This is a genomic window from Acidovorax sp. GW458-11-26-14-TSB4, from assembly GCF_059423865.1.
On sequence record NZ_JBWKYR010000009.1, the window covers coordinates 53283 to 67740 of the forward strand.

Here is a 14458-nt window from a genome sequence, read left to right on the forward strand (position 1 = left end):
AGTTTAGGGGTTTGCGCCCTGCCCTGCTGGCCGCGCCCGGGTATTACCTGTCTGGCAGTGCGATGGTGGCCTGCCAGGGCACGCCCGCCAGCGCATCGTAATGCGCCACCACCACCGCGCGGTCTGGCTCATCCGCCACCGCGGCCAGCGCCCGTTGCAGGTACTGGATGGAGGGCTTGTCCAGCCCCGCCACGGGCTCATCGAGCAGGGTGAGCACGGCGTTCGATGCCAGGGCGCCGGCCGTCCACACCTTGCGCCGGGTGCCGGTGGACAGCATCAGAAAGCGCTTGTGCATATGCTCCTGCAGCTCAAAGCCCTCGATGTGCAGGGCCAGCGCGGCCGCATCGAAGCGCGGGTAGCGCGCGGGCAGCGCGGCCAGCCAGTCCTGCACGCCCAATTCGTCCAGTGTGCCGGCACGCGGGTCGCCCCAGAATACCTGGGCCCGGTAGTCGGCAGGCGCCGACTGCAGCGCAACGCCCTGCAGCACCAGTTGCCCCGCACCGGCCGCCAGTTCGCCCGCCAGCAGGCGCAGGAGGGTGGTCTTGCCGCTGCTGTCGCCCCCCAGGACCAGGGTGGCACCCACCGGCACCTGGGCGGACAGGCCGTCGAACAGCGGGACTTCGGGGTAGGCAAAGCGCAGGCTGTCGATCTGCAGGAGTGGGCTGGGGGAAGGCATGGAGCGGCCTCTTCTTTCGGTACGGGCAAAACGCCGATTCTAGGAAGGCCTGCCGCCCTGCTGAGACAATGCACGCCCGCTCTCGCCCGCCACCCTTGCCTGCCATGACCCTCGACTATCTGGATTTCGACTACAGCGAAGACTGCGAAGGCACGGGCACCTTCGATGCGATGGCGGCCGCCAACCCGGCGCAATTGCCGGCCTTGCAGGCCGAGGTGGCGCAGGTGCTGGCGTGGGCGCATGCACAGTTCCCTGGTACGCAGGGGCCGGCGGACGAAGGCGGGGAGTGGGACTACGACCTATCTGCCGTGCAGGAGGTGGCCACGCCCCTGGCACTGGCATTCGACAGCACCAGCAGCACCATTGCGGTGCATACCGGCACACCGGCGCCGGCACGCACCACCATCACTCTGACGATCAGCGGCGGCAGCGCGTTTTGCGGCGCCCTGCGCGAGGCCTTCGGAATGGACTGATTGCTGGTCAGCACAGCGTCAGCGCCGGTTGCAGGGGTGACAGGCAGTCTGCCTACATACAAACCCCTGGCAAACACCTATTCTGGTGGTGGTGCTGCGGCATGCCGGTGTGGCAGGCCGCGAAGCCCTTCCAGAGAGACTCCACCATGCTCGCGCAAGCGTCCTCCATCGCAACACCTTTCAATTCCCTGGCAGCCCGGCTGCCGTTCGTTGCCGCCAATGGCGAGGCGGTCAACTCGTCCCAACAGCAACAGCAGGGCCTCTCGCTGCACCCGGCATCGCCCGCCTCCCTGCCCGCAGCGGCAGCGCCTTTCATGGCCCATACCAAGGTGCGGCTGGAGCTGGAGATCGAGTTGAACTACGAGATCGACCAGTACGGCGCCGACTTCGTGTTCAACATCCACGCGGCCCACACGCCGAGCCAGGCCATCAGCAACGAGCGGCTGGTCATCAACCAGGACGTGCCGCAGCAGATCCACACCGACCCCGCCACCGGCAACCGCTACCTGCGCCTGCACGGCGAGCCGGGACCGCTCAGCGTGGCCTACTCGGCCACCGTGGACATCAGCCACCACTGCACCGATCCCTCGCAACTGGCCGAAGTGCCCATACGGCGGCTGCCGCAGGAGGTGATGGGTTACATCTACCCCAGCCGCTACTGCCAGTCCGACCGCTTGCTGCGCCTGGCGCTCAACGAGTTTGGCGCCCTGTGGCAGGGCCACAGCCGGGTGCAGGCCATCCGCGACTGGGTGCAAAGGCATGTGGCCTTCACATCCAACACCTCCAATTCGAACACGTCGGCCGTGGACACCCTGGTGGAAAAGGTCGGCGTGTGCCGCGATTTCGCCCACCTGATGATCGCGCTGTGCCGCGCAGTGAACATTCCGGCGCGCTTCACCACCGGCACGGACTATGGTGCCGACCCGAGCCTGGGGCCACCGGACTTCCATGCCTACGTGGAAGCCTACCTGGGCGACCGTTGGTACCTGTTCGACCCCTCGGGCACGGCCATCCCCATGGGGCTGATCCGCTTTGGCACCGGGCGCGATGCGGCCGACGTGGCGTTTGCCACCATCTTCGGCGGCGTGCGGGCGCAGCCACCGGTGATACGCACCAGGGCCATCGAAGACGCCGGGCGCGGCTTCGTGCTGCCGCACCACTGCCGCGAGGCCTTGTCGACCGACCATGGGGCAGCTTTTGCCACGCGCTTCACCGGCCCCTGAAACCACCCTGGGGGGACTCGGAAAAACCCATATTCTGGGCTTTTTGGCCGACCTATGGCCTAATACGCGTTTTTCCACTCACTTTTCCAGAGAATTTCCATGGGCAACAAGATCGTCACCGAAGCAGACCGCAAGCGCACCCCCCGCCCCACGCCCGTGGCTGGCTACACCCTGCCCACCGGCGGTCGCGGCCAACGCGTGAGCCTGGAGCGCGGCGTCGCCACGCGCAGCAAGAAGAACCCTGGCAAGCGCTCCAAGAAGGGCGGCTGATCGCCGAATTGCCGTGGACGCCGGCTCTGCCCGGTCCACTCGCAGCACCTGGGCCCTCGCAAGAGGGCTTTGTGCTTTCTGGACCGCCGCAACATCGGCCAGGCGACATTGGCACCCCGGCTGACATGCGCAAACCGGGGGCCAGGCCCTAAGATGGCCGGATGATCACCGTCCACCACCTCGAAACCTCGCGCTCGCAGCGCGTCCTCTGGCTGCTCGAAGAACTGGGCCTGCCCTACGAGCTCAAGATCTACCAGCGCGACAAGGCCACCAAGCTGGCCCCGCCCGAGCTCAAGAAGATCCACCCGCTGGGCAAGTCCCCCGTCATCACCGATGGCAGCGAGGTGATTGCCGAATCGGCCGCCATCATCGAATACCTGGCGGAAACCTATGGCGCCAAGGCCACGGGCGAGCTGGCCTACCTGGAACCCGCGCGCGGCACGCCCGAATACCGCCAGTGCCGCTTCTGGATGCACTACGCCGAGGGTTCGCTGATGAACTGGCTGGTGATGAAGCTGGTGTTCATGACCATCCCGCGCCAGCCCATGCCTTTCTTCGTCAAACCCATCGCCAAGGCGCTGTGCGGCAAGGTGCTCGACAAGGTGGTGGACCCGAATGTGAACACCGCCATGGACTTCATGGAAAAGCACCTGGGCCAGCACACCTGGTTCGCGGGCGAGCACCTGACGATGGCCGACTTCCAGATGAGTTTTGCGGTCGAGGCCGCCCTGTCGCGCTCCGAAAAGGCCGGCAATTGCCCGAACCTGCAGGCCTACAAGAAGCGCATGGAGGCCCGCCCGGCCTACCAGCGCGGCATCCAGAAGGGTGGTCCGGTGGTGATGGGCTGAACCCGGTTGCGCGGACGCGCTGGCCGCGCGATGCCGACACGGCGGCAGGGCTTCTCGCGCAAGGTGCCTGTCGCCCGAACAAGCAGCAAGTTTGCGCCAATTGGGAATTTAGAGCTTTTCACATGCTCTGGATTTGATTTTTCGCATGAATCAAGCGCACACCGGGCCGGCGCGTGCCGAACTTGCAAGATAAATGCGCCCCACAGTGCCTACAGTCTCCCTATCCCCCGGCCCTAGTGCTGCCCACCGATGATGGAGATGATGTATGAGCGACCTGTTTGACAACCCCATGGGCCTGTGCGGCTTCGAGTTCGTGGAATTCGCTTCGCCCAAGCCGGGCGTGCTGGAGCCGATGTTCGAGAAGATGGGCTTCACGCTCGTAGCCAAGCACCGCTCCAAGAACGTGCTGCTGTACCGCCAGGGCGGCATCAACTTCATCGTGAACAACGAGCCGGGCAATGCCGCCTACTTCGCCGGCGAGCATGGTGCCTCGGCCTGCGGCCTGGCGTTCCGCGTGCGCGATGCGCACAAGGCCTACAACCGCGCGCTGGAGCTGGGCGCCCAGCCCATCGAGATCCCTACCGGCCCGATGGAACTGCGCCTGCCCGCGATCAAGGGCATCGGCGGCGCGCCGCTGTACCTGATCGACCGCTTCGAGGACGGCAAGTCCATCTACGACATCGACTTCGAGTTCCTGCCCGGCGTGGACCTGCACCCCAAGGGCCATGGCTTCCAGGTGGTGGACCACCTCACGCACAACGTCTACCGTGGCCGCATGGCCTACTGGGCCGACTTCTATACCAGGCTGTTCAACTTCCGCGAGATCCGCTACTTCGACATCTCGGGCGAGTACACCGGCCTGACCTCCAAAGCCATGACGGCGCCGGACGGCCTGATCCGCATCCCGCTGAACGAGGAATCGCGCCAGGGCGGCGGCCAGATCGAGGAGTTTCTGATGCAGTTCAACGGCGAAGGCATCCAGCACATCGCCCTGCTGACCGACAACCTGCTCGAATCGATCGACCAGCTGCAGATGGCCGGCATCCCGCTGCTGACCGCCCCCAACGAGGTCTACTACGAGAACCTGGCCAAGCGCCTGCCCGGCCACGGCCAGCCCGTGGGCGAGCTGCAGGCCCGCGGCATCCTGCTGGACGGCACGACCGAAGGCGGCCAGCCGCGCCTCTTGCTGCAGATCTTCTCGCAGCCCATGCTGGGCCCGGTGTTCTTCGAGTTCATCGAGCGCAAGGGCGATTACCGCGAAGGTTTTGGCGAAGGCAACTTCAAGGCCCTGTTCGAGTCGCTGGAGCGCGACCAGATCAACCGCGGCGTGCTGGCCGTGGACGAGAAGGCCCCCGCCAAGGAACCGGCATGAAGCTCACGCCCGAGCAGTTGGCAGCGCAGCTGCCTGCCCTCACGGGCTGGGCGCACGGCGCCGAGCGCGGCGGCGTGCTCACGCGCGAGTTCCAGTTCAAGGACTTCGTGCAGGCCTTCGGCTTCATGACGCAGGTGGCCCTGCATGCGGAGCGCATGAACCACCACCCCGAGTGGTTCAACGTCTACAACCGTGTGAACGTCACCCTGACCACGCACGACGTGGACGGCATCTCGGCCAAGGACATCGAGATGGCCTTGCTGATGAATGGCATCGCTGCGGCCTTTTCTGCCGCCGACAAGACCTAAAACGCGTTCAGGAGACACGCATGCTGCAGCAGCTCAAGGAAACCGCCAAGCACGGCCTGGCGGCCGGTGACGCGCACGCCCCCGAACGGCCCGACTGGACCATCGACCAGGGCTGGGCGAATTACACGAAGGAAGAGCACGGCGTCTGGCGCACCCTGTTCGAGCGGCAGTCCAAACTGCTGCCCGGCCGCGCCTGCGACGAGTTCATCCGCGGCATGCAGGACCTGCCCATCGGACCCGAGCAGATCCCCGACTTCGAGCAGATGTCCAAGGTGCTCAAGAAGCGCACGGGCTGGGAAGTGGTGGCCGTGCCCGGCCTGGTGCCCGACGATGTGTTCTTCGGCCACCTGGCCAACCGGCGCTTTCCGGCCGGCCAGTTCATCCGCAAGCCGCATGAACTCGATTACCTGGAAGAGCCCGATGTCTTCCACGACGTGTTCGGCCATGTGCCCATGCTGATGAACCCGGTCATCGCCGACTACATCCAGGCCTACGGCGAAGGCGGCCTGCGCGCCAGCCGCCTGGGCGTGCTGGAGAAGCTGGCGCGCGTGTACTGGTACACGGTGGAATTCGGCCTGGTACAGCAGAGCGACGGCCTGCGCATCTACGGCGCGGGCATCGCCTCCTCGGCCAGCGAGACGCGCTTCTCGGTCGAGAGCGATTCGCCCAACCGCGTGCGCTTCGAACTCGAACGCGTCATGCAGACCAACTACCGCATCGACGACTTCCAGGAGACCTACTTCGTGCTCGGCAATCTGGACGAGCTGCTGGAGCTGGCCAAGATCGACTTCGCGCCCCTGTACGACCGCCTCAAGGGCGCGCCCGAGCACGACGCCGGCGCGGTGCTGCCTGGCGACCGCGTGGTGACCCGCGGCACGCTGGCCTACCACGACGCCAAGCGCGAGAAGGCGCTGGCCTGAGCGCCCGCCATGCGACACTCCGGAACGGCCCCACGCGGGGCCGTTCTGCTTTGAGGCACACATGGCACCAACGACACCCGGCTATTCGGTCCTTTTTCTCTGCATGGGCAACATCTGCCGCAGCCCTACAGCGCACGGTGTGTTCCGCCACCGCGTGCGGGCTGCCGGACTCGATGGCGTGGTGCGTGTGGATTCGGCCGGCACCCACAACTACCACCCGGGCGAACCGCCCGACCACCGCTCGCAAAAGCACGCCACCCGGCGCGGCTACGACCTGTCGGACCTGCGTGCGCGGCAGATGCTGCTGGCCGACTTCGAGGCCCACGACCTGGTCCTCGCCATGGACTGGGACAACCTGGCCATGGCGCAGGAGCTGTGCCCGCCCGCGCACGCCCACAAGCTCCGGCGCCTCACGGAGTTCTGCCTGCGCATGGACAGCCCCGTGGTGCCCGACCCTTACTACGGTGGTGCCAATGGCTTCGATGAGGTGCTGGACCTGGTGGAGGATGCCTGCGAAGGCTTGCTGCAGCATGTGCAGCGGGAGTTGCAGGGCCGCAGCCGCTGAGTCCGCTCAGCGCCCCACAGCGCAGACCAGTGGCCCGGGATCGTTGTGCGCCACGTCCCGGTCGTTCTTGGCCTGGGCCACTTCCATCACGCGCGGCAGGGCCACGCCGTTCTTCACGGCCAGGATCTCGGCCATCACACTCACGGCGATCTCGGGCGGGGTCTTGCTGCCGATGTAGATGCCGATGGGTCCGCGCAGGCGCACCAGGCTGGCCTCGGTCTGGTCGAAGTGCTCGATCATGCGCGCGCGGCGCGCCTCGTTGTTGCGGCGCGAGCCGATACCGCCGACGTAGAAGGCCTCGGTGGACAAGGCCTCCAGCAGCGCCAGGTCGTCGAGCTTGGGGTCGTGCGTGAGCGCCACCACGCAGGTGCGCCGGTCTGGCTTGAAGTCCACCACCACGTCGTCGGGCATGGCGCTCACCAGGGTGGCGCCAGGCACCTTCCAGCCGTGGCGGTACTCCTCGCGCGGGTCGCACACGGTCACGGCGAAACCGTTGAACAAGGCCATGGTGGCCAGGTACTCGGCCATCTGCCCGGCACCGATGATGAGCATGCGGTACTCGGGGCCGAAGGTGTTGGTCAGTTCCTGGCTGTCCACCGCCAGTTCGGCAGGCTCCGTGGCCATGGCCAGGGACACCGCGCCATCGGCCAGGCGCACCGTGCGGCGCACCAGGCGCCCGGCCTCCAGCGCAGCGATCAGCTCGGCCAGGCGGGCGGGTTCGGGGTCGTATTCGAGCAGCAGCTCCAGCGTGCCGCCGCAGGGCAGGCCGAAGCGGTGTGCCTCGTCGGCCGTGATGCCGTACTTGACGAAGGATGGCGGGCCGTTGGGAATGCGGTGTTCGTGCCCCGGGGCCCCGGCGCGCTCCTGCGCATAGGCGCGGGTGTGGCGGTCGATCAGGTCGTCCTCGATGCAGCCGCCCGAGACCGAGCCCACCACCGCGCCATCGTCGCATAGCGCCATGATCGAACCCACGGGCCGCGGGGACGAGCCCCACGTGCGCACCACCGTGGCCAGCAGAGCGCGCCGGCCCGCCGCACGCCAGCCATGCAGGGTGCGCAGCACCATCACATCGAGGTTTTCCATCGTCATCGTGCGTAGATTGTGCCCAAGGCCCGGCGGTTCCGTGCGCCAGAGGCTTAGTTCAGCCACCATGCGAGAGCGACCAGGGCCACCGCGCCTGCCACCCAGACCCAGACCGGGATGCCGCCGCCCTGGGGCGCGGGGCCACCAGCCGGCTGCAAGCCCGCCCGCTGGCTCGGCACGAAGCCGCTCGCCGGCCCGGCATCCTCGCCCGGCTGGGTCGGAATCTCGGTGGGCACGGTGTCTGGCGGGGCGGTGGGCTCCGTATCCGGCCCTGCGGCTGATTCCGAAACGGCAGGCGGATGGCGGCGCTGCATCTCGTTGTCGAAGCGCTTGAAGAAATCCTCGGCCATGCCTTTTGCCGCGCCATCGATCAGGCGCTGGCCCAGCTGGGCGATCTTGCCGCCCACCGTGGCGTGCACGCTGTAGTGCAGCTCGCAGCGCTCCTGGCTGCCCTCGGGTGCCAGCGGTTCCAGCCGGACCTGGGCGCTGCCCTTGCCGAAACCGGCCACGCCGCCCGAGCCGTCGAAGGCGATGGTGTAGCTCTCGGGCGCCACGATGTCCGACAGCGTGATCTTGCCCGCGAACTTGGCCGAGACCGGGCCGATCTTGAGCGCCATGGCCACGCTGTACTGGTTCTCGCCCGTGGGCTCGACCTTCTCGCAGCCGGGGATGCACAGCTTGAGCACCTCGGGGTCGTTGAGCGCCGCCCAGGCCTGGCTCTGGCTGACGGACAGGGTGCGGCTGGCTTGCATTTCCATGGTGATTCCTCGGTGGTTCGGGTCATTGCCGCAGCACGGCGGCCAGGCTGCCGGCCAGGTCCTGCAGGCGGCTCAGGTCGTGCACGGCCAGCATGCCGTGCGCCTGGCGGTGCAGCACGGCGGCGCCACGCGCCGTGGGCGCATAGCCGCCAAAGCGCAGCAGCGGGTTGAGCCACAGCAGGCGCGCACAGTGCCGGCGCAGCCAGGCCAGCTCCTGCCCCAGCAGCTCGGGCGCGCCGGTGTCCAGCCCATCGGTGATGAGCAGCACCAGGGTGCGCCGCCCCACCAGCCGGCGTGCGTGCTGCAGGCGCAGGGCGCGCAGGCTCTCGCCCATGCGCGTGCCGCCGGCAAAGTCGGCGATGGCGTGGCTGGCGGTCAGCAGCATGGCGTCGGTATCGGCCAGGCGAAAGGCCGGGGTCAGGTCGGTCAGGCCGGTGCCGAAGGCGAACACGTCGCGCCGCAGCGCCCCGGCCCTGCGCGGTGCGGTGGCAGCATGCAAAAAGGCCAGCAGCAGCCGCGCATAGCGCTCCATGGAGCCCGACACGTCCACCAGCACCAAGAGCGGCAGGGGCTGGCGGCGGCGCTGCAGCAGTGGCACCTGCAAGAACTCCCCGCCCGTGCGCGCCGCCTGGTGCATGGCACCGGGCCAGTGCGGGCGGCTGCCGCGCACCCCGGGGCGGGTGCGGCGGGCCGCGTAGTCGGGCAGCGGCAGCGGAATGTCGCGCGCCAGTTGCTCCACCAGCCGGAATTCGCTGGCCGAGAGCTGATTGAAATCCGCATGGCGCAGGCGCGTGAGGTCGCTGGCCGTCATGGCGGCGTCGAAGTCGACCTTGGCCTCCTCGCGCGGCGGGGCCTTGCGCGCGGCACGCACGGGGGCCAGGGCCTCGCTCACGCGCGGGCGGCGCTTCACGGGCTCGGCCTTGGCCTCGGCGCTGGGCAGCATCTGGGCCAGCAGCTTCTGCGCCACGTTGGGGTTCTTGAAGTAGGCGTTGAACAGTTCACGGAATACCAGGCGGTCCTGCTCGCGGCTCACCAGCACGGCCTCCAGCGCGGCGGCGACATCCTGGCGCTGCAGGCCCACCAGCAGCACGGCCTGCTGGGCCAGGGCCATGCGCGCAGCGTCCACGCGCACACCGGCGCGGCGCAGGGTGCGGCCAAAGCCGGTGAGGTTGTCTGCGAGCTTGCCGGTGCGCGCGTCGCCGAGCTGGGAAGCCGCCGCCGTGGAAGGAGCGAGCACCATCTCAGGCCTCGGCGTCCTGGGGCTTGAGCAGCTCGGCGGCCATGTCCTGCGTGAGCGCGGCCACGTCCTCGCGCTGCTTGAAAAGGATGCCCGCGGTGTCCGAGACGATCTCGGGGTCCACCACCAGGGTGTCGAGCGCCACCAGGGCCTTGGCCCATTCCACGCTCTCGGCGATGCCGGGCGCGCGCTGGAAGGCATTGGCAAAGGGCTGGCTGCGCAGCCGGCCCACGAAGTCGGCCACCTGGGCGGCCAGGGCCTCGCTGGCGCCGGGCACCTGCGAGCGCACGATGGCCAGCTCGCGCTCACGCTCGGGATAGTCGAGCCAGTGGTACAGACAGCGGCGCTTGACGGCATCGTGCAGGTCGCGCGTGCGGTTGCTGGTGAGCAGGGTGACCGGGGTGGCCGTGGCGCGCACGGTACCGATCTCGGGAATGCTGACCTGGTACTCGCCCAGGTATTCGAGCAGGAAGGCTTCGAAAGGCTCGTCCGCGCGGTCCACCTCATCGACCAGCAGCACGGCGCCAGGCGCGGGCGCCTGCAGGGCCTGCAGCAGGGGGCGGCGGATCAGGTAGCGCTCCTGGTAGACCTCGGCCTCGATGTCGCGGACCAAACCCTGCTGCAATTCTGCGGCACGCATGTGCAGCAGCTGGGCCGCATAGTTCCACTCGTACAGCGCCTCGCGCTGCTCCAGCCCGTCATAGCACTGCAGGCGGATCAGGCTGCGCGCCAACACTTCGGACAAGGCCTTGGCCAGCGCCGTCTTGCCCACGCCGGGTTCGCCTTCGAGCAGCAGCGGGCGCTGCAGCCTGAGCGCGAGGAACACGGCGGTCGCCAGGCGCCGGTCGGCAAAATAGCCCACGCGCTGCAGGGCCTGGACCAGGCCGTGGATGGAGGCCAGCTCCGGCGGCAAGGCGTCAGCCCAGCATCTGCGCCACGGCCCGCTGCGTCTGCACGCTGATCAGGTTGGCACGGTAGATGGCGCTGGCGTGGATGTCGGTGTTCAGATCGCTCGCGTCCACCTTGACCGCCGCGGCCGACGCCACCGAGAAGTCCTTGTTCAGCGCCGCCTCCAGCGCCTGCTGGCGGAACACGCTGCTCGCGGCGCCGGTGACGGCCACGCGCACGCCCGCATCGGTCTGGGCGACGAACACGCCCACCAGCGAGAAGCGCGAGGCCGCCTGCTTGAACTTGAGGTAGGCCGCGCGCTTCGGGATCGGGAAGCGGATCGCGGTGATCAGCTCGCCCTCGTTCAGCGCCGTGGTGTACATGCCCACGAAGAAGTCGTCGGCAGCGATCTCGCGCTGGTCGGTGATGACGGTGGCGTTCAGCCCCAACACGGCACTGGGGTAGCAGGCCGCGGGGTCGTTGTTGGCCACCGAGCCGCCCAGCGTGCCGCGCGCGCGCACCTGCCGGTCGCCGATGTGCGCGGCCAGGTAGGCCAGGGCCGGAATGGCGGCCTGCACCTCGGCGCTGGCGGCCACGTCCATGTGCCGCGCCATCGCGCCGATCACCAGGGCATTGCCCTCGCGGCGTATGCCCGCCAGCTCGGCGATGCCGTTGAGGTCCACCACCTGGCCGGGGTTGGCCAGGCGCAGCCGCATCGAGGGCAGCAGGCTCTGCCCGCCGGCAATGGGCTTGCCGCCCGCGCCCGCCAGGCGCACCGCATCGGCCACGCTGGCCGGGGTTTCATAGGTGAATGCATACATGGTGTGCTCTCCTCAGGCCTTGGCGTTTTGAATCGCTTCCCACACGCGATGGGGCGATGCCGGCATGTCGAAATCCTTCACGCCCAGCGGGCGCAGGGCGTCGAGCACGGCATTGATCACCGCAGGTGGCGAGCCGATGGCTCCGGCCTCGCCGCAGCCCTTGGTACCGAGCGGGTTGTGCGTGCAGGGCGTGCAGACATGGCCGAGCTTGAACTCGGGGAAGTCGTCGGCGCGCGGCATGGCGTAGTCCATGAAGCTGCCGGTGAGCAACTGGCCCGTCTCGCGGTCGTACACGCAGTTTTCCAGCAGCGCCTGGCCGATGCCCTGCACCAGGCCACCGTGCACCTGGCCCTCCACGATCATGGGGTTGATGATGGTGCCGAAGTCGTCCACCGCGGTGAACCTGTCCACCCGGGTGCTGCCCGTGGCGGGGTCTACCTCCACCTCGCAGATGTAGGTCCCGGCCGGGAAAGTGAAGTTGGTCGGGTCGTAGAAGGCCGTTTCGTTCAGCCCCGGCTCCAGCTTGTCCAGCGGGTAGTTGTGCGGCACGTAGGCCGTGAGCGCCACCTGGCCAAAGGGGATCTTCTTGTCCGTGCCGCGCACGCTGAACTCGCCGCCGCTGAAGTCGATGTCGGCGTCGCTGGCCTCCATCAGGTGGGCCGCGATCTTCTTGGCCTTGGCCTCGATCTTGTCCAGCGCCTTCATGATGGCCGCACCGCCCACGCTGATGGAGCGCGAGCCGTAGGTGCCCATGCCGAAGGGCACACGGCCCGTGTCGCCGTGCACGATGTCCACGTTCTCCACCGGAATGCCCAGGCGCGCCGCCACCACCTGGGCGAAGGTGGTCTCGTGCCCCTGGCCGTGGCTGTGCGAACCGGTGAACACCGTGACGCTGCCCGTGGGGTGCACGCGCACCTCACCGCATTCGAACAGGCCGGCGCGTGCGCCCAAGGCGCCCGCGATGTTGGACGGCGCGATGCCGCAGGCCTCGATGTAGCTGCTGTAGCCCACGCCGCGCAGCAAGCCCTTGGCGGCGCTGGCGCTCTTGCGCGCCTCGAAGCCGGCCACGTCGGCCAGCTCCTGGGCCTGGGTCATGCAGGCGTGGTAGTCGCCCACGTCGTACTGCAGCGCCACCGGCGTCTGGTAGGGGAAGCTGGTGATGAAGTTGCGCTTGCGGATCTCGTCCTGCGACAGGCCCAGCTCCCAGGCGCAGCGCGTGACCAGGCGCTCCAGCAGGTAGGTGGCCTCGGGCCGGCCCGCGCCGCGGTAGGCATCCACCGGCGCGGTGTTGGTGAACCAGGCGTCCACCTCCACATAGACCTGGGGCGTGGTGTACTGGCCCGCCAGCAGCGTGGCGTACAGGATGGTGGGCACGGCCGTGGCGAAGGTCGACAGGTAGGCACCCAGGTTGGCGTCGGTGTGCACGCGCATGGCCAGGAACTTGCCGTCCTTGTCCATGGCCATTTCGGCATGGCTCACGTGGTCGCGGCCATGGGCGTCCGAGAGAAAGGCCTCGCTGCGGTCGGCCACCCACTTGATGTTGCGGTTGAGCTTCTTTGAGGCCCAGGTCAGGCACACGTCTTCGGCGTACAAAAAGATCTTGGAGCCGAAGCCGCCGCCCACGTCGGGCGCGATCACGCGCACCTTGTGCTCGGGCAGGCCCATCACGAAGGCCGTCATGAGCAGGCGCTCCACGTGCGGGTTCTGGTTGCTCACGTACAGCGTGTACTCCTCGGTGGCACGGTTGTACGAGCCGATGGCCGCGCGCGGCTCCATGGCGTTGGGGATCAGGCGGTTGTTGACCAGGTCGAGCTTCGTGACGTGCGCGGCGCCGGCAAAGGCGGCATCCACCGCGCCCTTGTCGCCGATGGCCCACTTGTAGCAGTGGTTGTCGGCCGCGATGTCGTGCAGCGCGGCGCCGGCCACGCTGTTGGCCGCGGCATCGGCCACGCTGACCACGGCGGGCAGCACGTCGTAGTCCACCTCCACCAGCTCGGCCGCATCGCGCGCCTGCTGCTGCGTGAGCGCCACGACGATGGCCACGTGGTCGCCCACGTAGCGCACCTTGCCCTGCGCCAGGATGGGGTGCGGCGGCTCCTTCATGGGCTGGCCGTCGGTGCTGGTGATGAGCCAGCCGCAGGGCAGGCCGTTGATGTTGTCGGCCGCCACGTCGGCACCGGTGAACACGCCCAGCACCCCGGGCGCCGCCTTGGCGGCATCGGTGTTGACGCTGTTGACGCGCGCATGCGCATGCGGCGAGCGCACGAACACGGCATGGCTCTGCGCGGCCAGCACCACGTCGTCGGTGTACTGGCCCGCGCCGGTGAGGAAGCGGTAGTCCTCCTTGCGGCGGAGGGCTTCGCCGATATGCGGCAGCTTGGAGAAGTCGGAAGCACCCATGGTCTTGTCTCCTGGTGTGTGAGTTCTGGACTGACTTGTGCGGGTTTGCATTCGGCCGGATAACTAGGCGGGGAGCCGCCGACAGTGCTCTAGCACGGCAAGGCGCCCCAACGACGGTAGCCGGTCGAAGGCAAGCCCGCCTCAGGCGGATGCCATGGCTTTTTGGCCGTGCTGTACGGCCCGCACGATGTTCTGGTAGCCGGTGCAGCGGCAGATGTTGCCCTCCAGCAGTTCGCGGATCTCGCCCTCGTCGGCCTTGGGGTGGTGGGTGCACAGGTCCACCGCGCTCATCACCATGCCCGGGGTGCAGAAGCCGCACTGCAGGCCATGGCACTCCTTGAAGGCCGCCTGCATGGGGTGCATGGTGCCGTCGGCCGCGGCCAGGCCCTCGATGGTCTGCACCTGGGCTCCCTGGGCCTGCACGGCCAGCATGGCACAGGACTTCACCGCGCGGCCATTGACGTGCACCGTGCACGCACCGCACTGGCTGGTGTCGCAGCCCACGTGCGTGCCGGTGAGCAGCAGGTGCTCGCGCAGCGCGTGGACCAGCAGGGTGTTGGGGGGGACGTCAACGCTGGCCGCGCGGCCGTTGACGGTGAACTGGACTTGCATCTGG

At 68.2% G+C, this 14458-nt stretch carries 16 protein-coding genes; 8 read left to right on the forward strand and 8 right to left on the reverse strand.

The window, feature by feature from the left end; genetic code table 11:
- Window positions 1–43: 43 nt before the first annotated feature.
- Complete coding sequence (locus tag AC07X5_RS18875) at window positions 44–676, reverse strand: ABC transporter ATP-binding protein (protein ID WP_494771379.1); 633 nt, start codon at window positions 674–676, stop codon at window positions 44–46.
- A gap of 104 nt (window positions 677–780) precedes the next feature.
- Between AC07X5_RS18875 and AC07X5_RS18880 the strand changes: the two genes are divergently transcribed.
- The 8 genes from AC07X5_RS18880 (at window position 781) to AC07X5_RS18915 (ending at window position 6655) form a co-directional block, all read left to right on the forward strand.
- Window positions 781–1149, forward strand: a complete 369-nt coding sequence (locus AC07X5_RS18880) for a hypothetical protein (protein WP_494771380.1) — start codon at window positions 781–783, stop codon at window positions 1147–1149.
- A gap of 314 nt (window positions 1150–1463) precedes the next feature.
- Window positions 1464–2372: a transglutaminase-like domain-containing protein gene (locus AC07X5_RS18885; RefSeq protein WP_409958510.1), complete on the forward strand. Its 909-nt coding sequence runs from the start codon at window positions 1464–1466 to the stop codon at window positions 2370–2372.
- A gap of 99 nt (window positions 2373–2471) precedes the next feature.
- The gene (locus AC07X5_RS18890) at window positions 2472–2642 is read left to right on the forward strand and encodes a hypothetical protein (RefSeq protein WP_007853534.1); all 171 of its coding nucleotides are present in this window, start codon (window positions 2472–2474) and stop codon (window positions 2640–2642) included.
- Between the two features lie 161 nt (window positions 2643–2803).
- Complete coding sequence (locus AC07X5_RS18895; RefSeq protein ID WP_494771381.1) at window positions 2804–3490, forward strand: glutathione S-transferase family protein; 687 nt, start codon at window positions 2804–2806, stop codon at window positions 3488–3490.
- Window positions 3491–3755: 265 nt separating this feature from the next.
- A complete protein-coding gene (gene hppD / locus AC07X5_RS18900; protein ID WP_494771382.1) occupies window positions 3756–4862 on the forward strand; it encodes a 4-hydroxyphenylpyruvate dioxygenase in 1107 nt (368 codons plus the stop codon).
- Window positions 4859–5170, forward strand: coding sequence for a 4a-hydroxytetrahydrobiopterin dehydratase (locus tag AC07X5_RS18905; RefSeq protein ID WP_409958468.1), 312 nt, complete (start codon window positions 4859–4861; stop codon window positions 5168–5170). The genes hppD and AC07X5_RS18905 overlap by 4 nt, the downstream gene beginning before the upstream one ends.
- A gap of 20 nt (window positions 5171–5190) precedes the next feature.
- Window positions 5191–6090 carry a phenylalanine 4-monooxygenase gene (phhA, locus tag AC07X5_RS18910; protein WP_494771383.1) on the forward strand — a complete coding sequence of 300 codons (900 nt, stop codon included), beginning with the start codon at window positions 5191–5193 and terminating at the stop codon, window positions 6088–6090.
- 61 nt (window positions 6091–6151) lie between these two features.
- Complete coding sequence (locus AC07X5_RS18915) at window positions 6152–6655, forward strand: low molecular weight protein-tyrosine-phosphatase (protein ID WP_409958472.1); 504 nt, start codon at window positions 6152–6154, stop codon at window positions 6653–6655.
- A gap of 6 nt (window positions 6656–6661) precedes the next feature.
- On the opposite strand, the gene AC07X5_RS18920 is transcribed toward AC07X5_RS18915, so the two are convergent.
- The 7 genes from AC07X5_RS18920 to AC07X5_RS18950 all read right to left on the reverse strand — a co-directional run bounded on the left by AC07X5_RS18920 (window position 6662) and on the right by AC07X5_RS18950 (window position 14454).
- Entirely contained in the window at window positions 6662–7738 is a 1077-nt protein-coding gene (locus AC07X5_RS18920; protein WP_494771496.1) for an XdhC family protein, read from the reverse strand.
- Between the two features lie 53 nt (window positions 7739–7791).
- Entirely contained in the window at window positions 7792–8496 is a 705-nt protein-coding gene (locus tag AC07X5_RS18925; RefSeq protein ID WP_494771384.1) for an SRPBCC family protein, read from the reverse strand.
- A gap of 22 nt (window positions 8497–8518) precedes the next feature.
- Window positions 8519–9736 carry a vWA domain-containing protein gene (locus AC07X5_RS18930; protein WP_494771385.1) on the reverse strand — a complete coding sequence of 406 codons (1218 nt, stop codon included), beginning with the start codon at window positions 9734–9736 and terminating at the stop codon, window positions 8519–8521.
- A gap of 1 nt (window position 9737) precedes the next feature.
- Complete coding sequence (locus tag AC07X5_RS18935) at window positions 9738–10646, reverse strand: AAA family ATPase (protein ID WP_494771386.1); 909 nt, start codon at window positions 10644–10646, stop codon at window positions 9738–9740.
- A 4-nt stretch (window positions 10647–10650) separates the two neighbouring features.
- The gene (locus AC07X5_RS18940; protein ID WP_494771387.1) at window positions 10651–11442 is read right to left on the reverse strand and encodes an FAD binding domain-containing protein; all 792 of its coding nucleotides are present in this window, start codon (window positions 11440–11442) and stop codon (window positions 10651–10653) included.
- A 12-nt stretch (window positions 11443–11454) separates the two neighbouring features.
- Window positions 11455–13842, reverse strand: coding sequence for a xanthine dehydrogenase family protein molybdopterin-binding subunit (locus AC07X5_RS18945; RefSeq protein ID WP_494771388.1), 2388 nt, complete (start codon window positions 13840–13842; stop codon window positions 11455–11457).
- A 141-nt stretch (window positions 13843–13983) separates the two neighbouring features.
- Window positions 13984–14454: a (2Fe-2S)-binding protein gene (locus tag AC07X5_RS18950; RefSeq protein WP_494771389.1), complete on the reverse strand. Its 471-nt coding sequence runs from the start codon at window positions 14452–14454 to the stop codon at window positions 13984–13986.
- Window positions 14455–14458 lie beyond the last annotated feature (4 nt).